The sequence below is a fragment of the Mucilaginibacter litoreus genome (genome assembly GCF_042676805.1).
GTDB lineage: Bacteria > Bacteroidota > Bacteroidia > Sphingobacteriales > Sphingobacteriaceae > Mucilaginibacter > Mucilaginibacter litoreus.
The window spans coordinates 367,491-394,488 of sequence record NZ_JBHTHZ010000014.1 but is presented as its reverse complement, the minus strand read 5'-3'; the positions used below and the strand labels follow the sequence as shown (position 1 = coordinate 394,488).

Sequence of the window (26,998 nt, the reverse complement as noted above, 5' to 3'; positions counted from 1 at the left end):
GGTGGACAGTTCATTCTTCTTTGTCTAAGCTCTTAACAATGATGAATATCTTATTGGCCACTCATATTATTCAAGGGACATTTCCCTGAGAGTGGATATTAAATACGGCAGGTCAGATCAGCGACCACCGTTAGACCATCCAAACAACATTTAATCGCAGAAATTTCACAGGCCTGTTGCAGCATTCAAAGCTTAGGCAATCTCTGTTGTAAAGGGAAGGATAAGACAAAACATACCCGGAACAAAAAATCATAAAAACAGCATGAATGAGATTGAGGCAAGGATGGAAAGATGCTGAACTTAACGATAGTCTGATAAGTAATAAAAAGTAAAGAAAAATTACTCGTCAGACCAGGTTGTGGCTATTCCATCATTATCTGGCTAAATTTCCTTTTTCTGATTTTTTTAAAACATTAACCTAAATACCACCTTATACTTTTATACCTCTTTGATTTGTTTCTTTAGCGTATGATTTTTCGACATATGCATTAACCGAGAAGTATATACTTTTCGCTTACACCCATTATTGTATCATGAAGCGAAATGTTCGACCTCACGTCATCAATAATTTATCATTTAATTAGCCCTCAAAATTATACCTATGAAAAAAATTATCACAGTTGCCATGTTATTAACAACTTTTATGTTTCTTTCCGGCTGTGGCCTAATGGAAGGTGCTTTTAAAGCAGGATTTATCATTGCCCTAATTTTGGCAGCAGCCATAGGGCTTTTAATATGGATTTTGAGCATTAGTTGGAAATTTATTAATAAGCACTTTCCACCTGTCCGACTTTTCTCTGAATATTCGTCATTATCCAAGATGCAGACTAAGAAGAACACTGATCCTCGTCTCTAAACGTATGTTAATAATTACATTGCTCCACCCTTTATAGCATTCATATAGCTAATAAACCTATGTTAGATACAAAGCAGTCACTCCTCAAGCAAAGACCATGAAATACGATCTATTGAGTTATTCCGGTAAGCGATGAGCACCATACGGAATATTCTTTTCTATCTTACCTACGGATGCGGCATTTTGTTGATCATCATTACTTTAATTGCTCACCTTAACACTTCTCAATGGTATCTTGAAGTTTTGGCCTTTCCTTGTTTGTTAATCTTGATTGTCTTGCCAATCTTTGGTCTCGTTAGCCTTTTATTTGAGCCTAAAAAAAGCTATCTGTTTTTTATTTATATATTTTTACTCATAACATCTGAAGTTTTACAAGTTTGGTCGATTTTTCCCTACACGCCAATTGCTAAAAAAAGAGTAAGATCCGCCACTCCGAATGAAATAACTCACCTTCCTGTGGTGGGCATTATAGTTTCAAATGTGTTAATGAGCAACCGCAATGCAGATCTCTTGCTAAAATTAGTCAGCCATAAAAACCCGACGTTAATTTTAACAATGGAAGTAGATCGTTGGTGGGTGAATAAACTCGATGTATTGAATAACAAATATCCCTACCGCATAACTTTTCCTACTGATAATACTTATGGCATGTGTCTATACTCGCAATATCCATTGACGGAAAAGAAAATATTTTATTTGAATAATGAGCGGGTTCCATCTTTCTTATGTAAGGTAACGCTTAATAACGGCATTGCGTTTCAGCTCCTTACCGTGCATCCGGTAGCTCCAAAACCAAGTAAACACCCTGATAATATGGGCAAGGTTGAGAACGGATTAATTAAAGCAGCTTATTTAATAGCTCGAAGAGAAAAGGTGCCAACAATGGTGGCCGGCGATTTCAATGATGTTGGATGGTCCTATAATACTGCCAAATTCAGAGCGATCAGCAAATTAAATGACGTGCGTTGTGGAAGAGGTTTATACAATACATTCCGCACCAATTCATTGCTGTTGAAGTGGCCTCTGGATTATGTGTATGTTTCTGACGAATTCCGAGTAGTTAGTTTGGAGAAATTAGCTAATATTGGATCGGATCATTATCCTTTTTATGCACAATTGACTTTCAGCAATAATTGAAGATAGCAGAAATTATCATTAAGATTTCAACTAGTGTATCAAGCGAAAAATCTAAATTACCAAGCATAATAAATGTTTGGTAATTTAGATTTCATGTAAAAAATGTTTAATTAAAACGGTTAAATCCTTTACGATCATAGAATTCCTGATCGTCGGCCAGTTCTTCAGATTCGGGAAAATAGGTTCCATATACTACTATTTCATATTCCCGGTTTATCCCTGTCCCCTTGCTGAACCTGTTTGTTTTTGCAAATGTCTGGTAGGTAATTTGACCTGACCGTACAATTTTTTGTTTCTCGTCGAAATCGACCATACCAATGGGTACAATGAGATGATCATCGCCATCTTTATTCAGGTATTCGTGTACCCCGTCGGCCTTGGCTCCGTAAACTTCATGGCCCGCTTCTACGATAGACTGGTCAACCAATACATCAAGGTAAACAACACGCTCGGCAGACTTGCTCACCAGCAAACTGTCTACTGTTCCTATATTCCGGTCATCCGTATCCAGCACTGCCCAACCTCTTACATCCGGGTAATCATCAGCAACTTTATAATCTGATAAATCTTCCAAATAATATAAATCTTTTTTATGTTCGGTCATAACTAATTTTTTTATGGTTATTTAATTCATTTTCTTCAACAGCATTGATGCATTGTTGAAATATGCCCTTACTTTAGTTTTTTGATCCAAGGTCAATTCATCAACATCTATTGCCTCAGATGACGATGCAACTTCTTCTGCTTCTGAACTTAAATCCGGATAACTTGCCTTCTGTATATTACTCAAAACCCCGCTCAATAATCCTGCTGCCTTTTTTATATTATCAGCGTGTGTAGTTACATTTGGGTCGATGGTAATTTTATCCGCATATTCTCTTGCCTTATCAATATCAGCCTTTTCACCAGTCCCCGTCTTATCAGCCAAATATTGAGTGGCATCTGCAAGCTTAATTAAAGCAGTGTGCGTAAATTCGTGATCTAATCCCATTGAAGTGGTGTCACTATCAGCGTAGTTGGTATAGGCAAGTATTGCCTGTGCGGTATTGCTGGAAACCTGGTCAGGAGATTCTTTCATCACTACAGGGTTGTCATTACCTTTTTTGAAGTAGAAAAAGTAAAGCAATAGTAATGCGATGATTACGATGCCGGCTAAGACCCATGGCCACACCGTTGTTTTTTTTTCGATTTTAATTTCTGCCATAATTATATTGCTAAAAAATGAATTTAGAGAATATTGTTAGTCTTCTTGATTTACAACATATAGGTGTGTTACATAACCGTGCCAAATTAAATCCTCATTAGTCTTAATTGGAAAATAATGTTTCAAAAGCTATTTAAACTACCTATACATGCGCTCAACGCCTTTTTAAAACAAAACTTAATTTGTAGGATCAACCGCAATTGCATTCGATTGCCGTTCAACGTAGAGTTTATTGACCAAAGTCATCAAGATTGCAATAATTGGTGTAGCAAGGAGGACCCCCCAAAAACCACCTAACAGCCCCATTGCAACTTGACCAAAAACAACTAAGGCCGGCGGGATATTCACCATTTTTTTTTGAATGAGTGGTTGCGTTACAGCGCTTTGAACAACCTGTATGCCCGTGTATAGACCGGCAACGATCAAAGCGGTGGTTATTCCATCCGTCAGGGCGAGGAGAAAAGCGGGGACCAGCGCAATAATGGGTCCGAAATTCGGTATAAAGTTCATAAGACCTGCAATTAATGCAAGAGTTAAAATTAAAGGCATACCGATGATGTATAAACCTAAACCTGTAAGCACCGCAATAAAAACAAAACCGAAAAGCAGGCCTTTAATCCAATTCTTTAAAACCTTATATAACTCATCTAACACCTTCGATCCCTTTTCTTTAGCCGCAGGCGGTAATATTTTGATTATTCCTCTTTTGTATACACCTGGTCCTGCCGTAAAAAACAGCCCTAGCAGAATAATGATATACAAGTCACTCAATATTCCGAATGAAGAAGAAAAAAGTTGCTTGGCAATTGAAAACGTTTTACCGGAGTCCGCAGAGACAGATAAATAATCCAATGCTTTTGTTCCGATAGGAGATCCCCTCAACCATTCTTTTGCATGGCCTATAGTCCGTGGCAATGTTTCCGACAATTCGGTAATCTGCTGTTCCAGCCTGGCCCCCACAAACCATAAAAAGGCTATCATTAAAACGGAATTTAAAAAGACAGATAGAAACACAGCCGCTTTATATGGGATATGCAACCATTTATTCATTAGCCCTGCACAACCATGAAAATATACAGCCATTAGGATACCGGCAAGCAGTAGCAATAACATACCGAAAAGAGCTTTGAACAATAATAGAAGAATGACTATCAAAGACAGTATTCCTCCGGCTTTCCAGAGTTTATTGTTGAAGCTGGCTCCATCCGCAGATGTTTTTTGCGTTTTTAACATATTTTTATTCAGAAAAATCGACTATCAATCATGGTAAATACAATAAATATTGGGGTAATAAAGGCTAAATTTCATGCAGGAAAGCGGAGAACATCTTTTAAAGTTGCAGGGCTATCCTGTTTTGAGGTAAATTTTGAAATGACAGTAATATCACCCGTAGTTTCCAGCACAATAGCTTCAACATCATTGATATTTGCAATACTGCTGGCCCTGCAGGCCACATTGATCTCTTGAATTGTTATCCTTTCCTTTCTAATGACCTGTGATAATAGCTCACCTTTATATAATAATAATACTGGTTGCCCACCAACAATTACCTTTACTCTATTAAATCTGACTGACAGCCAGGTAATAAGAAATTGAAGGCCTATCAATGTGCTAAATACTACTGCACCTTCAGCCAATGCCACGTCCTTGCTCAAACAAATAGATGCCAGGCAGGAGCCAAGCGCAATAGTCACGATGAAATCAAAGGCATTCATTTTGGACAGTGTTCTTTTACCTGAGATCCGTATGACTAAAACCAATAGGGCATAACCCAAAAAGGTGACCAAAAATGCCCTAAGCAAGCCATCCCAGGCATCAAAAAACATATTACTCATAGTGATTTATTGGCAGGAATTAAGTAAACCTGACTCGGAAAAAGTTCTGCTCTTCACGACCTGCCGGTGGGTCCCTAGCAATGTTAAACTCATCATCAGTCGACCGGCTTGTGATCTACCAATCTATTAAACTTGTTTCGATTGACGGCCTTCCTCGTAATGGCGACTATAATCATCAGGAACTTTAGAATCGCGTCCTTTCTTTGATCCGAAGGCAGCGGCTCCCGTCCCTAATAAAATTCCTGTAAAAGCATAAAGTGCGCCCTTGCCGGTTGCGGCTGCGGCATCATCAGCGACTTTTAAAGCTTCTTGCTTCACCTCCTTTTTATGGGCTTCGATCTCGTCGCTAACCTTTGCGCTATCGGATGCCATTTGAGCCTGGCCGTCGTTCGTCCCAGGCTGATAACGTTGCTCGACGGCCTGCTTCAGGGAGGGCGCAGCAGCACTTACCGCACCCCCAAGAATTTCCCCTGCTCCGCCGATCAAACTCCCAACAGCGTTAGAGATCAAATAAAAAGTCAGGATAAACAGCAGTCCCGCTACCAAAATGCCATGTATCATACTTTCGGATGTATGTTTATCCTTCGCCAGGCGGCCGGATACCCAGCCGCCTGCAAACAGGGAAATGATCATCGAAGCAACATACCAAATACCGGATCCAATGGCCAGCCCTTCGCCCGGTGTGTCGTGACCGACCGCATTGATCGTGCTCATGCCAATGGCCAGGCCCAATAATGTTAATGCCAGCTGAACAAATATGGCGACGATGAGGCCGGCAAAAACCGCTGCCCAACTAATGCGCTGGTGCCAGGCACCGGCATGATTGGAATATGGCCCATAGGCTTGCTGATCTAGCGCTTGATTTTCCATAAGAAGTGATTTTATTTTATGAGTTACAATAATGAGAATTCAACCCTCCGGTTTTGCTGTCGTCCTTCAGCCGTTTTATTGGAGGCGATCGGTTGATCCTCCCCGTAGCCAGTCGCTTCTATACGGGAGGCATTTGCACCTTGCGAAACCAGGTAAGCTTTAACCGCTTCCGCGCGGTCCTTGGATAATCGTGAATTGAGTTCAGCGGAACCGGTATTATCGGTATGTCCGGCAAGTTTCAAACTAAAGTTCTTTTGAATCAACAGTTTGGCTACCCGGTTAAGTGTTTCATAAGATTTTGCCTTAATGTTTGCTTTTCCCAGGTCGAATTCAAGGTTCTTGATCGCTTCGCCAACGACCTTACGGTCTTCTTCAGTTACTACCAATACTTTGTTTTGAACAACCGGTGCAGGGAATATGATCGGACAACCGGCACCGTCAACAATGATATGTTCAATTGTGCCCGGGCATTTGTCGAATTTGTTGGCAACGCCATCATGGTCGTCATCTGCCATGTCTCTGGCATATTGCGCCTGATCGCCTAACCTCCTTTGTTCAGAAGTCATCAATGCTGATTTAAGTTCGGCACTTTCAGCCGCTGTTTGTTCACGTAGGGCAGCGATGGCGCTATAGCTTTGCAGTTGTGGCGCATTCTTCTTGCCTAAGGCAATCTCGATACCACCGTGCGCGTAAGAAAATCGGTCGTTCATTCCGCTGCGAATCCCGTCAAAATTGTTGGTTTTCATAAAGTAAACACTGTAGCCGAAGTCAAGATTAACCACCTTTGATAAACCGATCTTAAAACCTGCGCCTACCGGTACGAACCAGTTATGGTTGTAGCCTATACTGGAGACATCGGGTACATTTCTGACATCTGCATTCGAAGACATATAGCCCGCACCTGCAGTGAGATAAGGTGACAACAGGGTATGCTTTTGATTCAGGCTTAAATTCGCCACTGTAAAATTCGCGCTTAGCGCAGCTGACCACTCGATCCGGCTCTCGAAACTGCTATTCTCCTGCGCAGTGCTGCCAGTAGCAAGTGAGTTTGCGCGAAAGCCATTGACCTTGCCTGCCAGGAAATCAGCTTGAATACCGAAGCCGGGCAGGATCTGCTGTTTGAGATAACCGCCATATCCTAACTTCTCTTCAGGTGTACGGAAGTCACCATTGTTAGGACCGTTAAACGGCGTGTAATGGGTTAGCATACCGGCGTTTAGCCCGATGGAAAATGTCCGGAAACTTTTCTTCTGAAAACGTTTGGTCGTGTCAGGATAATTGTTCTGGGCGAAGCCCGCACTTGCAGTGCACATTAAGGCAAGGAAAAGTACAGATCTGGTCATTGTTAATTTCATAATGATGTGTTTCTCTTATGCTACAAAGGTCACGAATAGCTTGCGACAGCAATTACACAATTCTCTCCATAGCTTATATGATTCACACTTTTGTCAAGCAGATTACTCGATTGTTTGATGGTCTCTATTGAATGACAGTTAACAGTGCTGGAGTATGAAATCAGTTGGCCGCCAATGCTGACGAGTTTTACGATTAAAACCGAAAGCCGGGTTAATAATTAAAAGGTAGCAGGAGAATGGTATACTTGCTGCGTGTAAAAACGCGCATAAATAAACTGTAGATCCGCCACTTTTTAAGTAAATTGAGAAATGTAATACAGTTAAATCTGTATTATCCTTGTAGTTCGGGTTTGCCGGTATTGATTTCCTATTAAATAATGTTTTTAGAAGGGACTGCTCAAATAAAAAAGCGATTTATTGGTAAATCGTATGCGGTTTAATATTCACGCATAGTTGAACCCAATATCATTTGGTTTACTTACGCCATGCTTAATATTGTTTTAAGCTGCGAATTTTATCAAATTCAATATGGACAGCTCCTACTTATTAATTCTGGCTAAAATGGCTTTCATTTCGGCAATTTCTTTCTCCTGGGTTGCAATGATGCCATCTGCTAACTTCCTTACTTCCGGATCTTTGATATGGGCATTTTTGCTGGTCAAAATAGCGATAGAATGATGCGGTATCATACCTTTCATATATTGCACATCCCCAATAAGTGTCTGCGTCCTGACTCCTGCAAGTGAAAGTCCGAATACCGTGATACCGATTATCACGATCATTAAATTAATGCGTTTATTTTTATACATTTTACCCATAGTAGCAATCATTAGTAAGGCCATTGCGGCCACCATCATTAATGTCATATAAATTCTGGTCATGCTTAAATAAATATGATCAGCTTCATCAACATTCAGAAACATGATGCAATACATGACAATAAAAGAAATGATTAATGTCAGTGCAAAAATTTGGTAATTGCTTCCTTTTATGTTATTTACAGTTCTTGTGTCCATAAACGTTAGATTAATTTGAATTGCTATAACAAGCCCTGTGAAAGATTTAAAGTTTATAATCACGTATAAATGCGATGTAAATAATTGTTGAACTTTGTTACGATACCATGATCAACCTAGAGGCGAAGCAGTTTTTACAATATTTTATGACTAAGATCGTGATAAAAAAGAAAGCTGCTTTGCTTTAAGGTATCGTAAGTGTAGAAAACAATATGACAGACAATTACCGGGAGACTGAAACCAATTAGCGGGTTAACAATCTCACCTTAAAATATTATCAATTGAATTATTAAGCTATAACGCTAAAGCATCCAAGACCGCCAATGATCTGAGATTACGTTACTATACTAATTTTCGGGATAAAAAAGTCATTTAGGTTGCGGATCTCCCGCGAAATATCCCGATAATGATCGCAATGACAGCTAATACAAGGAGAATATGAATTAAGCCGCCGATAACAAAAACAAAAGCGCCGAGTATCCAGCCAATGATTAGGATGGCTGCGATGATATAAAGTATTGAACTCATTATGAATAAATTAAAATGTAAATCTATTATTTAAACGCGTGTATTTATTTCGCCTTCGTTAAGGTAAAGCCGCTTACCCGAAGTTCACGCCGTGTATTATTTATCAAAGATGTTGATTTTTGATGGCTGAGATTTATGTAATTATTACCATAAGTTGCATGATTCACACTTTCGGAAAATCAATAATAGCTGTCTTTATGTGCATCCTATTAGGTTTACTGAAATAATAATTCATTCTGTTTTCGATACAACGACAGGTTAAACTATACCTTAGTCGCGTACTTAAAATGGATATCCTATCGCCAGGTTGAAAACAACGTTTGATCCACGATATCTTGCTTCCCTGAAATCGACACCATCAATAATTCCATGTGCTGCAGAGCTTGCCTCCCAAACCGGGAAACCGAAATCGGTTCTCAAGATCAATAAGCTCAGGTTAAACCGCAGCCCAAACCCAACATCCACATCCATTTGTTTTAAGAAATTTTTGCCGAAGGCCGCGCCGGGGAGCAGATATTGCGGTTTCAGGTTCCATATGTTGCCTGCATCGGCGAACAACGCGCCCTCGACGATGCTGAATAAGTGCGGGCGGTATTCAATGTTTGCTTCAATCTTAATGTCACCGGATTCATCAGGCAAAAACTGGCTGCCACCGGTCACCCTCGCCGGCGGATAATAGGCACCGGGACCAATAGAACGTGCCTGGAAACCCCGTAAGCTGTTCGGGCCGCCAATGAAAAATTGCTGTGAATAGGGCAAAATGGTCGAATTACCATAAGGCAGACCAACTCCAACCAACAGACGTGTTGCCAATTTACTGCCCTGCCCAAGCCGATGAAAAAACCTAATTTCATTTTCCAGCTTGATATATTGGTTGAAATTGCTGCCGAAAACACTTCTTGCCTTGCCTGCTAAAGTGTCGGCCCGGGTAATTAAGCCAAGGATTCCGGCTGATTCGCTCGCTCTGCCCATATAGTAAAACGTATTGGTACGATAACCGTCGGTGGTATTATCATATACAAAGCTGTAATTCGGGCCAAACGTCAGTTGATTATTAATGACGTGTTTTAAGGTCGGATTCTGCGTATCATGTATGCTATCCAGGTAAAGTTGTGATACCTGGGCAGAATTGACATAATTTAGATCGATCAGGTTCAGCGTGTTTTGCCTGTGCGCAGCCGGCTTCCAATCATAGCCGAACGAAGCGCTGAACGAATTAAGCGTATATAACTTGGAACGATCAACATATGTATAACTTGTAGTTAAGACGGTGTGGGGTATATATGCCGGATCCGTTTTGAAAGCCACCGGGCTTATCAGGCGTGGCCATGATAAAGCTGGCTTCACGCCAAACTGGTAGACATCATAACCATTGTGATAGCTGCCGAATTGTTTATCGGTACTGACGAAGAACTTTAATGAAAAACGTTCGCCTCCCTTAAAAGTGTTTTTATTTGTGAATGTGACGTCAAACTGCGCGCCTTCATAGTTAGCTGATGTTTGCCGTGCAGTGATCTGCGCAGCAAGCGACTTCCTTGGGGACTGCGTCAGGAAATAATACACATCCAGAAACGCCGAATCGGGCGTGACATCTTCAAATTCGTTCTTTACATAACTAAAGGGGCCTAAATTTACGAAACGTTTTAGGCTATAGGTATGCAGCCTACGGTTGTAAATATCGCCCGGATGTAATAGAACGGCATTTTTAAATAAGGAAGGGGGCACCGTATGCTTGGTGTCGATCACATTATACCAGTGATAGTTTAGTGCTGAATCCAGCTTGTGGGATGTATCTCTTAACGTGTAGTTGGGATAAACGTAAATGTTCCTGATCTTGTAGATCCAGGAAGCTTCCTCAGGCGTGGATGTCTTTACCTTTACAAAGAGATCCACCTGGTGATCAGCGATCGTACTGTCAACCTTCATGATCAGATCTTCGGGCGCAAAATAAAAAAAACCTTCTTCTTTTGAGCGCGCATCGATCCTGATACGCTCGTTTAAAATAACATCCAGGTTATATTTGTCGCCTACTTTCAACAAGGACCTCTTGCTGGTTCCTCGAATGGCGGTATCCAGATCATCGTTTGCCTGCGGAAAAACGATCTTTCGATAATGGTAAGCCGGACCTGTTCGTACAGTATAAACCGCTTCAATCCCCATTGATCCTTTTTTGCTAACGGTGTCGCCGACAATCTCTGCTAAAAAATAACTCTTATTTTGCAGGCGGTGCAGCATATTACTGCTGTTTTTAACCAGGTCAATCGAACTTGCCAATACCGGGGGCTCTCCAAAATGGGTGTTTAAATAATGCTTCAGTCCATGTCGTTTTTGAGTTTTTGTTTTATCATAGATCCATAATTTATAACGCAGGCCCAGTATGGTCGTATTTGGAACTGGCCGTGACAAAGCTGCAAGTTCAGCCTTTAAAGCAGAGGCCTCTCTTTTACTGGTGTTTTTTTTATCAGCGAACTTAACTTCCGCACCGGTATACAGCTTTTGCCCGGACTTTAGATATTTTGTGGTGCTGCAGGCGGCTATAAAAAAAGTTATTGCAACGAAAAGGAAGTATTTTATTTTGTCCATATCGAACCTGGATTGCAGTTGGGTTCAGCCGACATAATGGGGCATCTGTAACTATTTGTCAAATAGCTGAGCTGCGTTACATGTTGAAAGATACTGAGGCATCTTTTACCTCATTGATCTGCAGGTGCCGCTTGCCAGACTCCTGGTTGTTTTATTCGTTTTATCTTGAATCATCCCCGCTTTTTTCCGGTCGCCTTTACCGACTGATGGCTTTGGGCGAGTACACTTGTTCAGCTCAAACCGATGGTGATCAGCGCTATGGAAATCATGTATAGATATTTCTTCCATTTACTGGATCTGTTTGAGCATGATAAAATTTATTAACAGTGCAAAAATCAATTTAAACAAATGAGATATGTTACATAATAATCTGCAAGAATTGCAAGATCCACACTTTTTGAAACCGAACGCAAAATTCTTTAAATTTTTCAACTTCGGGAGATAGCGTATTAATCCTTTGAAATCGAGAATTTTTACCGTTATAGTTAAAATCCCTAACTATAAATTCGTATTGATCATCTGGTATTAATTAAAGGGAAACCATGAGGGAGTTATCATCTATTCTAGGCTGACAGTTGCGCCTGTTTAAATATTGATTTTGACCGATTACTCACACCAATGAAATATGAAACTACACATTAAAAACATGGTCTGCATTCGTTGTAAAATTATAGTGGAGCAAATCCTTAAGGATCTCGCTATTAATTATATAGCTGTTGAGTTGGGTAGCGCCGACGTCATCCAAGACCTATCGCCGGCGCGAAAGCATGAACTTAACGCATCTCTCAACGGCTATGGTCTTGAGCTTATTGAAGATAAAAGAATTTGCCTGATCGAAAAAGTGAAATGCCTGATCATTCAATATGTACAATATAGTGACGTACGTTTGAAAATTAATTTTTCAACTTATATCAGTGCAAATATGCATTATGACTATACTTATCTCGCGAACATATTTTCGGAGGTCGAAGGGATTACCATAGAGCATTTTATTATTGTCAACAAAGTCGAAAAGGTTAAAGAGTTGTTAAGTTACAATGAAATGTCAATAAAAGAAATCGCCTTCAAGCTTCAATATTCAAGTGTCGCCCACTTATCTAACCAATTTAAAAAGGTGACAGGTATGTGTCCTTCTGAATTCAAAACTATAAAGGAAAACAGATATGTAGCTTGATGCTTATTCCGTTGATTAACTCACTGCTACATTCGGCTAAATCGATGCCCTAGGTATGACCCGCCTAATTTTGTAAAATTCGTTTTTGACTTCCTTGTGGAACATCGCCGCCGCTAAGATTAAAAATACGATCATCAGCAGGCCGGCTCATACCTGTGAATTATGCAACTTATAGCGATAGTTATGTAACAAGATAAAATGGCCAAAACCGATTTTTGATCATGCATAAAAATGCAGAGCATTTACACTCAATCGAAAATTAGTCTTTAACAAAACCATCATCTTATGAAACAACTTCGTCTTAAAAAGCCAACAGGTCTCATGCTGTTTATCGGTCTATTATTTTTTGCAACAGCTTGCAATCATCAACCGAAAGATGAGGATATCCAGGCCAGCGTGACTAAACAATTACAGGATAACCCGGATTTTCAGGATATCACGGCCTCTGTCAAAGACGGAGTGCTCACTTTGGAAGGAAAATGCCAGAGCCAAAACTGTGATAGCCTGGTGGAAAGCCAGGTAAAAAGCGTTGACGGCGTTAAAAGCATTGAAAATAATATAGAAAAGGATGATACTACCGATCTCACGTTGCGTACATCCGTGCAAGATATTATCAGCAAATACGACGGCGTACAGGCTGATGTTGCTGCTGGTGTGGTGGTATTACGTGGGTCCATCGATAAAAAGCTGGTTCAGCCCTTAATGAACGAACTGCAGATGCTTAATCCGAAGAAACTTGACAACCAGCTTGTCCTAAAATAAATATCGACGCTATCGATTCAATACTTATTCCAAAAAGCTTTGATTATCGTTTTTTCGGGACAAGATAAGTGCCCAATTACCTAACAATATTTTACATCTATTAATTAAACAACTATGAAAAAAATCACTTTGTGCCTGGCAACGATTTTATTTGCTTTTTCAGCAAGCGCGCAGATCCAAAAGGGAAATGCATTGGTTGGCGGAAATTTCGCAAACCTTAGTTTTGGCCTGAATGATCCGCATGTATTTAGCGTAGATCTAACGCCTAAAGCCGCTTGGTTTGTCCGTGACAATATTGCTTTCGGCGGCTATTTAAATCTGGGTATTCAGACAGCTAAAGGTTCGAGCACGACTACAAATTATGGTGTAGGTGCTTTGGGAAGGTATTACACGGGCTCGGATGTGGAGATACTGAAACATGGAAGGATCTTTGGCGAAGCTACGATAGGGTTGGGCGGTGTCAATGTAAGTGATGGCGGGGGGCACTCAAACGGATTGAATCTGGGCTTCGGACCCGGATTTGCTTATTTTGTAACGCCTAATATTGGCTTGGAAACATTGCTTAAATATAATGGTTTAGCTGGCGTTGGTGATGCCGGCTATCAAAGTACCTTGAATTTATCATTTGGCTTCCAAATTTATTTGCCTGGAAAAAGGACGGCAAACAAGGTGATGAACGATATAAAATAATTATTCAGCCCAATTCAACATACTCATTTCATTTAATAAAAGGAATTTTACGATGGATACGGCAGCATTATAGTAAGGTCATCGGCAGTATTGCCTTTTATCCTGCTATAATGGCCGTATGCTTCTTGTTATTATCCTGGCTGATACTGGAAATGGATTATTCCCCCTGGGGTAAACACGTCAAAAGTCAGCTTAGCTGGTTAAGCCTTCAGGATGCCAGCACGGCGAGGGTTATTTTATCCACCGTTATCAGCGGCATCATGTCACTGACCGTTTTTAGTTTCTCCATGGTGATGATCGTGCTGAATCAAACCGCATCCCAATTAAGCAACCGGATATTGGATAGCATGATCGAAAGTCGTTTTCAGCAGGTTGTCCTCGGTTTTTATATCGGTACAATTGTATATGCCCTATTTATACTGAGTACGATCCGTGATACAAACAATGGCATTTACGTCCCGGCGCTTAGTATTTACCTATTGATATTTTTGACAGTAGTTGATATTTTTCTATTCATTTATTTCCTGGACTATGTAACTAAAACTGTAAAATATGAAACCGTCATCAAAAGGGTTCAGACCCAGACGTTGAAAACTATGAAAAAGCTATACCGGAAAACGAGCGGTTTTTTTACTGCTCCCCAAGATCAAGTTGTATCTGAAATTTACGCTGACGTCTCCGGATACTTCCAGGGATTTGACTCGGCACAATTAATACAGGATGCACAAAAGGAAAAGCTGCTGATCGCTTTTCAGCGGGAAAAAGGAGCTTACGTGCTGAGAGGTGCCTGCCTGATGCTGGTCTATGCCAACAAGGCTATCAATGACGTTCAAAAACAAAATCTATTAATGGGGGTGGATTTTTTCAATGGTCAACCTATCGAATCGAATCCTGACTATGGTTTTCGCCACCTGGCTGAAATTGCCATTAAAGCCCTAAGCCCAGGGATCAACGATCCCGCCACTGCAGTAATGTGTATTCATGCCCTGGGAGATCTTTTTGCCTACCGGATCGATCACGCACTGCCACTGATTATTAAGGATGAATCAGACAACATTCGTATTGTGATTAAAGAACAACCGTTCAACGAGATGTTTCAAACCTGTTTCTATCCCATTTGGGAATATGGGCACAAAGATTCCTATATCAGAAAGGCAATGACCGACATGCTGGGCCAATTGATCAAACTGGATACCGGATTTACTCACTGGCAAACACTGGATGGGATGTTTAGCAAGATGAATGTTGTGTCAGTTAATTGAAATTACAACTTGATCAGTTAGCGCAACTTCCTGTTTTTCATTAACACCTTCATCGTTTTAAAAACGCAGGCACGTTTGCCGCGAAGATTTAATTTTTTTTATGTTAATCATTTTCATATTCTTTGTTGCACACTGGTTCCTGTCCTTGTTTTTTCAAACATTTTTCCAGTACGATTATGCTTCCCATCGGATGTTTACGACCGGCAAAACCTGGGAACGCATATTTTACTTAATGGCTTATTTCTTTAATGGCGCTTCCTTTAATCCACGCGCGTACGAGGACCCAAAGATCCTATGGCACGCATTCTGGGTTATTACCCGGAAGGGCCGCTGATCGACCGTATGGGTTCTTCGCAATTATTCCAGGTCATTTTTGCCACAGCATATACTTGTTTTTATATCGCCTTTGTGACACACTGGTGGCTATTCCTGCTGTTCCCGGTTCACTACCTGAGGGGGCCTATCCATGGCGCAATCATTAGCTGGTGCGGGCATAAATACGGCTATACTAATTTCGATAATAATGACCAGTTCAAAAACACTACCCTCTTTGATTTTCTGATGTTGGGCGAATTATTCCAGAACAATTACCTCCGACATCCCAAGAGCGCCAACTCGGTAAACATTGGTTCGAGATAGACCCGGTTTACCCGGTCATGAATATAATGCACTGGCTAAGGATTATCAAATTAAGAAAAGCATAAATTTCAGCGATGTTAAAATAGTATGCCAGAAGTTATTAAATCGAGAACATTCCTCTATATTTCATTATTAGCCGATATCCTGATCGCCACATCTAAATTTGTGGGAAGCGCATTGACCAACAGTTCTTCCATGAAGGCAGAGGCCATACATTCGGTTATCGACGCAGTTAGCCAGTTGCTTCTGATCTGGGGGGATAAAAGTAGTAAGCGGCCGGCAGACTCGGACCGCCCTTTTGGTTATGGCCCGGAGCTCTATTATTGGTCACTCATCGTTTCGCTCGTAATATTTATTCTAGGCGGTTGTATTTCCGTGTACGAAGGGATAGTTCACATTCAGCATCCAAAGTTCGAGGGCGATCCGTTTTGGAATTATATCATTTTGGGTATTGCTTTCGCTTTTAATTTCATTTCCATGCTCAGCGCTCTTAAGGCCTTTAACAGTCAGAGGAACTCAACTGGTTTTTGGAGGGCTTTGATCAGCACAAAGGACCCATCGACAATTATAGTATTACTGGGCGATATAGGCGATCTGATCGGCCTGGTGATTGCTTTTTTAGGTGTTTTTTTTGGCAGCCTGTTCCAAAACCCCAAATTGGATGGCTATGCGTCCGTCGCAATCGGTGTATTATTACTGGTAATATCCGGTTTTCTTATACGTGAAAGCAAGAGCTTGTTACTGGGCGAAACCATCAGTATTCGGACAAAAAGACGCTTGATTAAACTGGCGAAAAAAGATAACGCCATCACCAATATTAAAAAAGTTTCGTCCATCTACCGATCGCCGGACGACGCGATGGTCATTATCTATGTCCAGTTTAATAACATGATTTCCATGACCGAATTAACAGATGCCATCGAACGGATTACGCGGAAGATACAGATGGAGTTTCCGCAAATTAAACAGGTTGTTATTGCACCAGCCTGATGCTTTGAGACTGATATACAGTTTTTACTGCACAATTTATTTATTTCCTTTCCCACTTTTCGAGGAAATAGGGTTGCTAATCGCTTTGGAAGCTATTAGTTTGTTAAAAATACTTACAATTAAAGTTTAAGGTAGCCAATGGTTTTATCTATTTCAGATGGCTTTGCCACTTTCGTAACAGCTGGTGTGAAGTGGGTTATTGATATTTGCGACGGAACTAACTTAACACAAAGATTTCTAATACGGAGCAATTGAAATTAATATATTAGCACAGCTAAGCGAAGCCTGTTAGCTAGCCGGAATAAACAGTAATTATTGTCACCGGCTGATTAAAGCGGAAAATATCAAGTACTGGTAAACTAGTTACTGCATACATTAATTTAATCAATTTGAGCTGTGTTATTCATCAAAGTTAGTGCGACACCGAAACATATCAATATACCAACTAATAGCGCACCAAATAAGCGCTCCGAAAAATCCTGCAGATTGGTTTGCCTGGCGATAAAACTGCTATATAGAACTCCTAAAAAACCTGCTATCATTCCGCTAATAAGCAATATCTTAAAGCTTTGAAGTAAGCCTTCAAAAAAATTAAGTCTATTTTCCTTTTCATTCTTTTTATACCATCTTACCCCCAAAAAAATACCTAACAAAGGAATCGCAATCGAAGCACAAGCTATAGGTAACACATGTTGTTGCGAGGTAGTATATCCCAGCCACCCCATTAGAAATAGCCATGCGGCGGAAAGGACGCCAATAATTGAACCTGAAATTAAAGCGCTTTTCATATGAACGTCGATTAATTAAAAATAATATTATAAGAAGGCGAAAAACCACAAGTTTAAAGTAATTAACCAATATGCTTAGTCAGATTCCTGAGCCGCCGTGCAGTTGCAGATGGTCGCATCGAAAAGATCATATCTTGTGCGGATCCCCCAATGGGTTATTGGCTTGTTTTTATAAAGCAGCTTCGCTTTCAGTTGATGGAATGGGTGGATACGGTAACTGTACGGGTGAGTTTGAGCTGTCAACTACTGAGGGCATTTTCGTTCCTATTCTTTTTCTCTTTATTTTTTTTTATTCAGGCATAAAAAAACAGTTTTTATAAAATCAATTTGAGTTGAACTTACGCGTCGCTTAGGCATTTTCCGGTTTTCTGTACTTGCGGATGGTATCATCAAACACTATCATTCATGATTATGAATATTACTTTTTTGCCGTTGCTTTCACAGGATAGTTATCAAGGAGGGTATGAACGGCCGGATGTAGCTCCCGCTTCCAGGTTGCCGGATCATACAGATCCGCTTCTACGGTAGCAGTGTAAATAAATTTCCTTTGCTTCAGGTCCATAACGTTAAGCGTGAGCGAGCTTTTGGTATAATCACCAGTTTGCGTGTTGTAACCGTATCTATAATCGTTAAAATTAAATCCCCTGTTATAATAATAGGATCTCGGGTACAAATTGTAATAGCGATTGTATGGTGAAAAGGCGTGGTACCGGAAATAATAATTGTTGTTATAAAGGGGGAATGTTTGCCGTGCGGTTTCAGTACGTTGTTCCCTTTTTTCTGAAACTTTGAGCTGGAATAACAGATCAGGATTATCATTATCAACAGTCATGCCTCTGGCTGCTAAATCATGTGCAAAATAATTGATAGTATTATTGTAAATAATTTGATCCGCTGCACTAATACTGTCCTTGTCAAGCGGTGCTATCCAGGAAAACGTCTTATACTTACTGAAATCAACCGTTTTATCAAAATCTGAATTAGCTAGTTTGTACGAGGTAGCACAACTGGTAGCAGATAGTAGTACTACAGTAAACAATGTTTTAAATTTTCTTACCATGGGGTTTATAGTGTAGGATCTATTTTAAATCAGGACTAATTGCTCTGCCATAATAGCTCTCCAGGGTGGTTTCATACGTTTCGTTCAATGCTTCACCTGGCGTGTATTCGGGGCTGTCCTTAATGACTTTTTCGGAGGCGTTCACTGTAACAGTAGAGGTTTCCCAGTTTATATCTTTTATCATGCCGGGCGCTATTAACACTTTCTTGCCGGGAAACCAGTTGCCTGTATCTACCAGCATAAAATCGATTTTCCAGGTGCTGTCATTCAATATAAAATCTTCCACGTTGCCAATTTCTTCGTCTGTAGCTTGAATACTATAACCCGTCACCTTATCGGTGCTCCGTAGATGATGGTCTTCGTCTGATGCACCATTTTTATTTTTATCATTTTCTACCGGAGTTGTTTGACTAATCCCTATTGGATAGGACATCGCTAAACCTGATATGCCCATACTTCCACCCCAATAATAACTTCCCCATGGATAATAACCATAAAGGTCCATTTCGTTCTGAAGCGACACTGGTTTATCCGTGTCTATGTCGGGGCTGTTTTTTATTTGTTCAGTTGTCAGATCGACACTGAAGGTAGATCGGTCCCAATCGGAGGCTGTTATTGCCTGCGGCGACAAAAGTATCTTACGGCCAATCAGCCAGTTGCCGGTTTCAACGATCATATACCGGATTGTCCAGGCCTTGTCATCGAAGTAAAATTCCTTCACTTTTCCAATCTCTCCATCAATACCAACAATTGTGAAACCAATTAAATTATCAAGACTATGTTTCATATAATATATAGTTTAAAATATGGGAGTTAATTTAATGCGTATGCTTATTCCCGCTATCATCAAAAGTAGTTTGCTACGGCGCCTGATGTTTACAGGATTCCGATAATGATTTGCAAAATTCACATTTCATTAGTCATTAAAGGAACTTCACGCAAGCGAGCATATCTACTATTAGTTAATGGATGACCTCATCGCAACTATTGGATCATTTTGATGTTTAGTGCCTAAGCGGAATGTGCACTTAAAATAATGATAAAGGGAAGCGATTCCGAACAGTATCCATGGTAAGGTAATCAGCATAGACGAGTAAGTTGTATTTTATGAGGAAGCGTATAGTTCAAGTGAGTTATTCATTAATAAATTGTTATAGCTTATTAATCATCAAGCACGAAACAATGTAAAATAAGATGGGAAGGATATCACTGAAGCTGAGACCAGATAAAATTTCACTATTGAGCTGTCAACGGTGACCACTGCAGGTTAGTAACCATGTTACCATTTCAGATATACACATTACAGGTGAATATTGTAACATATATTTCATCGCATGATGAATGTATTTGAGTAGCAGACTTCCTTTTTATCTAAGAAGTCTATAATTAACCGGAAACATCGTCTACGAAATAAATTGAAAACTTTGTGCCTTTACCGGGTTCGCTTTTAACTTCCAACTTACCCCCTGCGGCATTAACAATCTTTTTGATCAAATGAAGTCCTATGCCGTCACCTTCAATATGATGGTTTAATCGGCCGTACACTTTAAAAATACTTTCTATACTCGCTGCCTTGATACCAATTCCATTATCCTCAACTGTTAAGACCACTGCACCCCTGATCTTTGAGGTAGCAATTGTTACAACAGGACGCTCATCTCTTTTGAATTTTATTCCGTTTGAAACTAAGTTATAAACGATACTTCTCAAATTTTTTCTGGAAAACATAATGTTATTAACTTCCAGGTGACGCATAATAGTCGCATCAGATTTCTTGATCTTGTCTTGCAAACTCCATTGTACGTCACTAATAATTTTATTTAGGTCTACAGGCTCCAGAAAGGTCATTTCTGACTCGACTTTTGCAATCGTAGCGATTTCTGTCACCAACTGTCTGAACTGTTTAATAGAGGAATCTATGATCTTTAAATAATCAAATAGCTCCGGTTCGGATACCGGTATCTGATTCATTATATCGATGCTTGATTCAATATGACCGAGGGGTGCCAAAAGATCGTGTGAAGCCGCATAGATGAAATGTTCAAGGTCTGCGTTTACTCTTAGAAGACTTTCATTCTTTTTATCCAATTCAAACTGCATTTGTTTTACAGCAGTTATGTCATTGAATGTTATGATAGCGCCACTCTGCTTTTTATCTTTTTGCCGGATGTAAGGCATAGTCATCAATTGAAACCAGCATTCATTTTTAGTTTCAATTTCTTTAGAAATAACACATCCTTCTTGAAGTACCTTTTTTACATCTTCAATAATTGTTTCAAATTTGATATTGGTAGAAATATTACTTAACGGCCGGCCAATATCCGATTCCAATAGATTAATTTGCTTCACCGCGCCCGGAGAAAACTTCATGAGCCTGAGTTCGCTGTCAATAAAAAGCTGGCCATTAATATTACTCCTGAAATAGTTATTCAAGTCGTCATTTAGTTCATGTAATTCTTTATTCGTTGTCTGATAGCTCAAATTGATCGTTTCCAGTTCCTCATTGATTGATTGCATTTCCTCGTTGGTACTTTGCATTTCTTCATTGGAAATCAATAGTTCTTCATTGAAAGATTGCAGATTCTCGTTAGATGCGTCCAGATGATCTTGGGCCATGCGCAGTTTGCCTTTTAATGCCTTTACCTCCTCCTCCAGGTTTTGTATGTATTCTTTTGCAAATACACTTTCGTCAAAACGCAAATCTTGTTTCTGTTCCGAGCATATCAGATCTGCATCAAATGTAACCATGAGTAGTTTGGACTCCCGTCCGGCGATAATTAACGGCGTCACGGACATAGCCACGCTGATATTTTCGTTATGAGATTTAATCTTTATTCCATTTGCTTCGGCCCGCGACAGGGTCTTTAATGCTTTTTTGCTTAGCGTATTAAAAGCGAACAAAAGTGGCTTGGGCAAAAGTTCGAGCAATTCGTGGTTGAAATTTTTCTGTAGCAAATACCTATTGACGTCTCCATAAGTTTGAACCACATGATTGTTTTCGTCAACACAAACGATCAATCCGCCGGACTTAGCGACCACATTAGCCATAATTGCTTCTGCTAAAGAAATGGAATTGAGCCCGGCAGTTTCCATCTTCAAATTTTTAGAGATGGCAACATTGGGCTCTAAAAGCTCCGGAAGTAGAAAAGTGTCTAACCCGACTGTCTTTTTGGCTTCCAGGTTTCTGTAAATCTTCCACTTCTTATGGATAGTTTCCAGGCTTTTGATGATTGATAAAGGGGTTTCACTTGCGCCAAGAAAAAGATAACCATTCTTTTTAAGCCCAAAAAGAAGCATGCTGAAGACCTTTTTTTGCAAAACTGGATTCATATAGATCAACAGATTCCGGCAACTGATAAAGTGTATATTACAATAAGGTGGATGCTTAGCCAGATCATGCAAGGCAAAGATGACCATTTTCCGGATCGCTGGGATTATCCTGTAGGAATTGCCTTCCTTTAAGAAATAACGCTCGAGTCTTTCTGCAGATACGGTTTTTGCGATGTCCCTGCTATAAATGCCTCTTCCTGCGTGAGCAAGCGCTGCCTTGTCAATATCAGTAGCAAATATCTTTACGACATTATCATGGTTGCCGGACAATTGTTCATGAATTAAAATTGCCATGGAATAAACCTCTTCACCGGTAGCGCATCCCGCCACCCAAAATTTCAATTCCTCTTCAGGGGCGAGGTTTTCCGCTAATGCCGGCAGGATCTTTTGTTGAATAAACGCAAAAGCTTCTTTATCTCTGAAAAATGACGTTACACTTATGATAAAGTCTTTACCCAACGCTTCGACTTCTTCAGGCGAAGTTTTCAAAAAATGCAGATATTTACTCAGGGAAGTGAAATTTGCGTATGCCGCTCTTCGTTTGGTCCGCCGGAGAATTGTGCTTTGCTTATAATCTGAAAAATCTAGCGGCGATTGTTCCTTTATCAGGTCGATGATTTGCACGATGTTCTTATCGTCTTCCAGACTGCTTTCCGGCATGCCCTGACCGAATCTAACAAAATCTTCGATCGCCACCGGCATCATATCCGGTTCCAGGATAAAATCCGCAAGTCCGGTAGCAATGGCATGAACTGGCATACTTTTGAAATCACTATTTTCAGGATCGCGCACAATTACGAGTCCTCCTGCTTTCTTAATTGCTTTAATGCCTTCAGTTCCGTCACATCCTAAACCTGATAGCACCACGCCAATTCCCCTGGCACCATAATCATCCGCTAAAGATTTAAAAAAACGATTGATGGTTAAATCAAGAACTTGCGCATTGTCATTTTCTGTTAAATACAGTACATTGTCCCGGATGATCATGTGTTTATTCCTGGGAATTAAGTAAACTTCATTGCTTTTGACCTGCGTTCCATTTTCGGCTTCCATAATTAATTGTTTACCGTGTTTAGCGAGTAGTTCAATCATGCCCGTTTTAAAGTCATCCGTCAGGTGCTGGAGGATCACATAGGAAACGCCATCCGGCTGCGTATGGTCAAAAAATGCATATAATTCATCAAGCGCTCCCGCCGATGCTCCTATAGCGATAACATGATGAAGTTCAGGATTTAACATCTCTACTTTTAATTAAGTTAAAAAGGTAAGCCGTGCCTTAAAGCGTCATTGTTCTATACAAAAAGAAAATTTTAAGGTGATGTTAAAATATAGATTGTGATTTTGTTGTTGTTGTATAATTATCTTAATTAGTTGCAAAATTCACATTTTCATCATTACGATCATTTCTTCTCGGCATCCATTTATCGATAAGTGCATAAAATGACCGTTTCCATCTAGCATGGGAATGGTCGTGCGTAGTAATATACTTCAGCACCAGTACGCAGCGTGCGCTTAAACTCACAACAATACATCAGTCTCGTATACAAAGATTTTCAAATTAATCTAACGCTGGGTCCTAATCTTAGATGTGAGAATTATATAAGCAATAGATTCAATTATGCAATTACTCAATGTCGTGATAGGTGAATCTTTGTAAGGTTTACATCTCTAAGCTGACAGAATAAAAAATAATGGTCGTTCGAACAGCTTCGGATCCATTAAAATCATCCTAATTCATCATTAATGATTAATATTAATCCATTTCCCTTTCAGATTGGTATAAGCGAATTCACTACCCGGCCTTGGACGTTTGAGCAGGATATAGCGAATTATGCTAAATTAGGGGTAGACATGATTGAGGTTTGTGAAGAAAAACTTGACCCCATGCGCTATCGCGAACAAATGACTATGATTGCGGAGCACGGCGTAACAATTAGTGCAGTTCAACCATTGGTGCGAACCTTCGGGTCGAGCCAGATGCAGCTCGAACCCAGGATCTTAAATGAACGCGTGTCAAGACTGCGCTGCAGTATTAAACGCCTTTCGCCGTTTGCGATAGGTTGCCCGTTCATTGTCAATACGGGTGCGCCACAGCAAGGAAACGTCGATGCGATGGTTAAAATCACCGTTCGTGAACTCCGGGAACTTGCAGGCTTCGCAGCAGATCATGGTGTAACACTAGCCTTAGAACCCCTGAATGCTTCTTCCATGAACAGCGAGTCGGCTATATGGACAATTGCGCAAGCAATGGAAATAATTGACGCGGTCAACAGGGATAATGTTGGAATTTGCCTGGATCTTTGGAATATTTGGCAAAATGCACATCTTGAAGAAGAGATTCATCGTGCTGCCGGCCAGATCTTCGCACTACAGGTGAGTGACTGGCGGACACCGCAATCTGCAAGTGATCGCCTTATTCCCGGCGAAGGCATTATGCCGCTTGGACAATTGCTACATACGGTAGAAAAAACAGGCTATTCTGGCGCATGTACCGTCGAAATCTTTTCACAAGGTGTCCCTGATTCCTTATACGCGACAGATCTTGATGAAGTGATCAGACGTTCAATAAAAGGGTTAACGGGGGCCTGGTTTGAAATTCATTAATCGGCTAATATCTCGATCAACGCCCTTAAAGGCTCGGTATCTTCGCGGCTATAATATAGCCAGATCGTATCATGGTCATGCAAAATAGCCGAGGCTGAAAAAGCGATATCGATGTCACCTCCTTCATTTGGCGGCGGTGTGATCAATGGTTCTATGCATCGTTGCTTGATATGCCCGTTATCGTCCATGGTCACCCAGCCAATGCGCCAGTGCGCTTCAGGATTAGCGCCGTTATAAAACATGACCGTTTCATTTTTAGAATCCTGGAGCATCGGGCCCGTGCTTAAATGATACGAATCCCAGGAATTTTCGCGCGCCATTAAAACTTCTTCATCAATATCCCAGGGCCCTTCCGGGAAGGCACTGGTTGCCTTTCCCAATTTGGAGTGATCATTCCTGGCAAATTCAAAAAAGAGTGCCCAACGTTTGTTCTTTAACTGAGCGACGGTCGCCTCTTTCGGGTTGCGGTAGTCTTCGTGCGAAATCAAGGCCTCCCCACAATATTGAAGTCCATGAATGCTTTCACCTTTGGATAACATCAATTCCCCTCGCTGTTTAGTGAGGTTCCATCCGGTATAATAAACTAAATATCCCTCTCCTGTAGAAACCACGGTAGGATCTTCAACCCCGTCTTTACTGATCTCATCTGTTCCGGGTGCGATAACTGGGCCATCATCCATTTTAAAATGGATCCCGTCTCTGGATTCGCCATAATATATACGGGCTACCTTTTGGCTGGGATCTTCAGAAGGATTGACTGCCCGCACCAACATGCGATACAGATCACCTTCCCGCCATACAAACGGGCTTAGCTTGTACATCCCTTTTAAAGGAACCGAGCAGTCCAATTGCAGGACTTCTGTTTTGATCAATCTATAATTACTCATGCGCCTTGCCCTATATTTATTTTTAATCCTCCATCCAGGAAAAAAGTCTGCCCGGTAGCATAAGACGCGTCATCCGATACGAGATAAGCTGCCAGTTTTGCAACCTCTTCAGGTGTTCCGGCACGATCAAGCGGTATATGCTTTGCCGCCTCTTTTAACGCTTTGGGATCGTCCATAACCTTTTGATTCATTGGAGTGAGAATCATCCCTGGGCCGATGCTATTGACATTGATCTTCAAAGAAGCTACTTCGAGGGCCAATACCCTGGTCAGATTGCGGACACCGCCTTTACTCGCGCAATAAGCGGCACCGCCGGGATGCGCCACATCTTCATGGATGGATGAAATATTAACGATCTTGCCTTTACCACCAGCAGCTTTACGAATCGCAATAAATTCTTTACAATGGTAAAAAGTACCGTACAGGTCGGTCTTTATTGTTCGGTCGAAACTTTCGATATCCATATCAACGGCGTATATGCCAGTAGAATTGATACCTGCGCTGTTCACCAAAATATAAGGGGAGCCAAGTTCCTTCATTACTTTTCGATAGAGTTGCTGCACTTGCATATAATCCGATACATCAGCCTGATACAGGTTTGCACTGCTGCCATTGTCCCTAACCATTTTTAAGGTTTTTGCGGCTGCAGCTTTATCCTTGTAATAATTGATCGCAATAATGGCACCCAATCGAGCAAACTCCGCCGCGATTGCCTGTCCAATTCCTGATTCCGCGCCTGTGACGACCGCAATCATACCTTTGAGGGGCATCTGTACTTTATTTTTCATTGAACTTATTTAATGCGGATAAAGTTGCTAAGCCCAAACGCCCGTTTTTTTTAATCTGTTTGAATTGAGACGGGCAAAACCCGGTTACCTTTTTAAACTGATTGGAAAGGTGAGCTACGCTCGAATATTGCAGCTTGAAAGAAATTTCCTTGATAGATAGTTCGTCATAGATCAGCAACTCTTTAACTTTTTCAATTTTGTGGGCGATGATAAATTGTTCTATGGTAATCCCCTCAACCTCGGAAAATATATTTGCGAGATAAGTATAGTCATAGTCTAATTTTTCGCTTAGATATTCTGAAAAATTGACCTTTAAGGGTTCTTCTGTATAATGAACAAATTGAGCGATCAGGGCCTTAATTCTTTCTATTAGGCGGATTCTTTTGTCTGCGATTAATTCCAGACCGTAACCCTTTAAGGCTGTACTGAGGCTGCGAATTTGTCCTTTTGAAAGATCTTCTATAACATCTGCGCTACCCAATTCAACCCGTATATAATTCAGATCGAGTTCATTCAGAAGTTGTTTTACAATCATTTTGCAGCGAATGCAGACCATGTGTCTAATGTATAGCGTCAATTTGTTTTACCTACTGGTTAGGGGTATGATATATCAATGGCAAGATTTGTCACTTGCTATTTA

25 protein-coding genes are annotated in these 26,998 nt (G+C 40.6%); 9 read left to right on the top strand and 16 right to left on the bottom strand.

Going from position 1 to position 26,998, the window contains the following annotated elements:
- The first annotated feature begins 601 nt into the window (after positions 1–601).
- Both ACFQZX_RS17465 and ACFQZX_RS17460 read left to right on the top strand, forming a co-directional pair.
- Entirely contained in the window at positions 602–856 is a 255-nt protein-coding gene (locus ACFQZX_RS17465; protein ID WP_377117800.1) for a hypothetical protein, read from the top strand.
- 132 nt (positions 857–988) lie between these two features.
- On the top strand, positions 989–1,993 hold the full coding sequence (locus ACFQZX_RS17460) for an endonuclease/exonuclease/phosphatase family protein (protein WP_377117798.1): 1,005 nt from the start codon (positions 989–991) through the stop codon (positions 1,991–1,993).
- Between the two features lie 106 nt (positions 1,994–2,099).
- Here the strand turns inward: ACFQZX_RS17460 and ACFQZX_RS17455 are convergent, their stop codons facing one another.
- The 9 genes from ACFQZX_RS17455 to tamL form a co-directional block, all read right to left on the bottom strand.
- Entirely contained in the window at positions 2,100–2,597 is a 498-nt protein-coding gene (locus ACFQZX_RS17455; protein WP_377117796.1) for a PRC-barrel domain-containing protein, read from the bottom strand.
- Between the two features lie 21 nt (positions 2,598–2,618).
- Positions 2,619–3,197, bottom strand: coding sequence for a hypothetical protein (locus ACFQZX_RS17450; RefSeq protein ID WP_377117794.1), 579 nt, complete (start codon positions 3,195–3,197; stop codon positions 2,619–2,621).
- A 177-nt stretch (positions 3,198–3,374) separates the two neighbouring features.
- Positions 3,375–4,430: an AI-2E family transporter gene (locus ACFQZX_RS17445; protein WP_377117791.1), complete on the bottom strand. Its 1,056-nt coding sequence runs from the start codon at positions 4,428–4,430 to the stop codon at positions 3,375–3,377.
- A gap of 71 nt (positions 4,431–4,501) precedes the next feature.
- The gene (locus ACFQZX_RS17440) at positions 4,502–5,032 is read right to left on the bottom strand and encodes a DUF421 domain-containing protein (protein ID WP_377117789.1); all 531 of its coding nucleotides are present in this window, start codon (positions 5,030–5,032) and stop codon (positions 4,502–4,504) included.
- 126 nt (positions 5,033–5,158) lie between these two features.
- The gene (locus ACFQZX_RS17435) at positions 5,159–5,902 is read right to left on the bottom strand and encodes a TIGR04086 family membrane protein (RefSeq protein WP_377117787.1); all 744 of its coding nucleotides are present in this window, start codon (positions 5,900–5,902) and stop codon (positions 5,159–5,161) included.
- Positions 5,903–5,925: 23 nt separating this feature from the next.
- Complete coding sequence (locus ACFQZX_RS17430; protein ID WP_377117785.1) at positions 5,926–7,245, bottom strand: OmpA family protein; 1,320 nt, start codon at positions 7,243–7,245, stop codon at positions 5,926–5,928.
- Between the two features lie 551 nt (positions 7,246–7,796).
- A complete protein-coding gene (locus tag ACFQZX_RS17425; RefSeq protein WP_377117783.1) occupies positions 7,797–8,273 on the bottom strand; it encodes a DUF305 domain-containing protein in 477 nt (158 codons plus the stop codon).
- A 372-nt stretch (positions 8,274–8,645) separates the two neighbouring features.
- Positions 8,646–8,801, bottom strand: a complete 156-nt coding sequence (locus ACFQZX_RS17420; RefSeq protein WP_377117781.1) for a lmo0937 family membrane protein — start codon at positions 8,799–8,801, stop codon at positions 8,646–8,648.
- Positions 8,802–9,083: 282 nt separating this feature from the next.
- Positions 9,084–11,384, bottom strand: a complete 2,301-nt coding sequence (tamL, locus tag ACFQZX_RS17415) for a translocation and assembly module lipoprotein TamL (RefSeq protein ID WP_377117779.1) — start codon at positions 11,382–11,384, stop codon at positions 9,084–9,086.
- A 625-nt stretch (positions 11,385–12,009) separates the two neighbouring features.
- Here tamL and ACFQZX_RS17410 point away from each other — a divergent pair.
- From ACFQZX_RS17410 to ACFQZX_RS17385, 6 genes are all read left to right on the top strand, one after another.
- The gene (locus tag ACFQZX_RS17410) at positions 12,010–12,558 is read left to right on the top strand and encodes a helix-turn-helix domain-containing protein (RefSeq protein WP_377117777.1); all 549 of its coding nucleotides are present in this window, start codon (positions 12,010–12,012) and stop codon (positions 12,556–12,558) included.
- Positions 12,559–12,843: 285 nt separating this feature from the next.
- Positions 12,844–13,320 (top strand): BON domain-containing protein, encoded by a 477-nt coding sequence (locus ACFQZX_RS17405; protein ID WP_377117775.1) that lies wholly within the window; start codon positions 12,844–12,846, stop codon positions 13,318–13,320.
- Positions 13,321–13,434: 114 nt separating this feature from the next.
- Positions 13,435–14,010 (top strand): hypothetical protein, encoded by a 576-nt coding sequence (locus tag ACFQZX_RS17400; RefSeq protein WP_377117773.1) that lies wholly within the window; start codon positions 13,435–13,437, stop codon positions 14,008–14,010.
- A complete protein-coding gene (locus tag ACFQZX_RS17395) occupies positions 13,941–15,272 on the top strand; it encodes a DUF2254 domain-containing protein (protein ID WP_377118615.1) in 1,332 nt (443 codons plus the stop codon). The genes ACFQZX_RS17400 and ACFQZX_RS17395 overlap by 70 nt, the downstream gene beginning before the upstream one ends.
- A gap of 294 nt (positions 15,273–15,566) precedes the next feature.
- Positions 15,567–15,911 (top strand): hypothetical protein, encoded by a 345-nt coding sequence (locus ACFQZX_RS17390; protein WP_377117771.1) that lies wholly within the window; start codon positions 15,567–15,569, stop codon positions 15,909–15,911.
- A gap of 87 nt (positions 15,912–15,998) precedes the next feature.
- Positions 15,999–16,901, top strand: coding sequence for a cation diffusion facilitator family transporter (locus ACFQZX_RS17385; RefSeq protein WP_377117769.1), 903 nt, complete (start codon positions 15,999–16,001; stop codon positions 16,899–16,901).
- Positions 16,902–17,281: 380 nt separating this feature from the next.
- Here the strand turns inward: ACFQZX_RS17385 and ACFQZX_RS17380 are convergent, their stop codons facing one another.
- From ACFQZX_RS17380 to ACFQZX_RS17365, 4 genes are all read right to left on the bottom strand, one after another.
- Positions 17,282–17,689 (bottom strand): DUF4199 domain-containing protein, encoded by a 408-nt coding sequence (locus ACFQZX_RS17380; protein WP_377117767.1) that lies wholly within the window; start codon positions 17,687–17,689, stop codon positions 17,282–17,284.
- A 418-nt stretch (positions 17,690–18,107) separates the two neighbouring features.
- On the bottom strand, positions 18,108–18,749 hold the full coding sequence (locus ACFQZX_RS17375; RefSeq protein WP_377117765.1) for a DUF4136 domain-containing protein: 642 nt from the start codon (positions 18,747–18,749) through the stop codon (positions 18,108–18,110).
- A gap of 19 nt (positions 18,750–18,768) precedes the next feature.
- Positions 18,769–19,536 (bottom strand): PRC-barrel domain-containing protein, encoded by a 768-nt coding sequence (locus ACFQZX_RS17370; protein ID WP_377117763.1) that lies wholly within the window; start codon positions 19,534–19,536, stop codon positions 18,769–18,771.
- A 599-nt stretch (positions 19,537–20,135) separates the two neighbouring features.
- On the bottom strand, positions 20,136–23,318 hold the full coding sequence (locus tag ACFQZX_RS17365; protein ID WP_377117761.1) for a CheR family methyltransferase: 3,183 nt from the start codon (positions 23,316–23,318) through the stop codon (positions 20,136–20,138).
- A gap of 504 nt (positions 23,319–23,822) precedes the next feature.
- On the opposite strand from ACFQZX_RS17365, the gene ACFQZX_RS17360 reads away from it, so the two are divergent.
- Positions 23,823–24,683, top strand: a complete 861-nt coding sequence (locus ACFQZX_RS17360; protein ID WP_377117759.1) for a sugar phosphate isomerase/epimerase family protein — start codon at positions 23,823–23,825, stop codon at positions 24,681–24,683.
- Here the strand turns inward: ACFQZX_RS17360 and ACFQZX_RS17355 are convergent.
- Genes ACFQZX_RS17355 through ACFQZX_RS17345 form a run of 3 tightly spaced genes read right to left on the bottom strand, consistent with a single transcriptional unit; the run spans position 24,680 to position 26,893 of the window.
- Complete coding sequence (locus ACFQZX_RS17355; RefSeq protein WP_377117757.1) at positions 24,680–25,531, bottom strand: glycoside hydrolase family 130 protein; 852 nt, start codon at positions 25,529–25,531, stop codon at positions 24,680–24,682. The genes ACFQZX_RS17360 and ACFQZX_RS17355 overlap by 4 nt on opposite strands.
- A gap of 35 nt (positions 25,532–25,566) precedes the next feature.
- Positions 25,567–26,358: an SDR family NAD(P)-dependent oxidoreductase gene (locus tag ACFQZX_RS17350; RefSeq protein ID WP_377117755.1), complete on the bottom strand. Its 792-nt coding sequence runs from the start codon at positions 26,356–26,358 to the stop codon at positions 25,567–25,569.
- Positions 26,348–26,893 (bottom strand): helix-turn-helix domain-containing protein, encoded by a 546-nt coding sequence (locus ACFQZX_RS17345; protein ID WP_377117753.1) that lies wholly within the window; start codon positions 26,891–26,893, stop codon positions 26,348–26,350. Before ACFQZX_RS17345 ends, ACFQZX_RS17350 begins: the two co-directional genes overlap by 11 nt.
- Between the last annotated feature and the right edge of the window lie 105 nt (positions 26,894–26,998).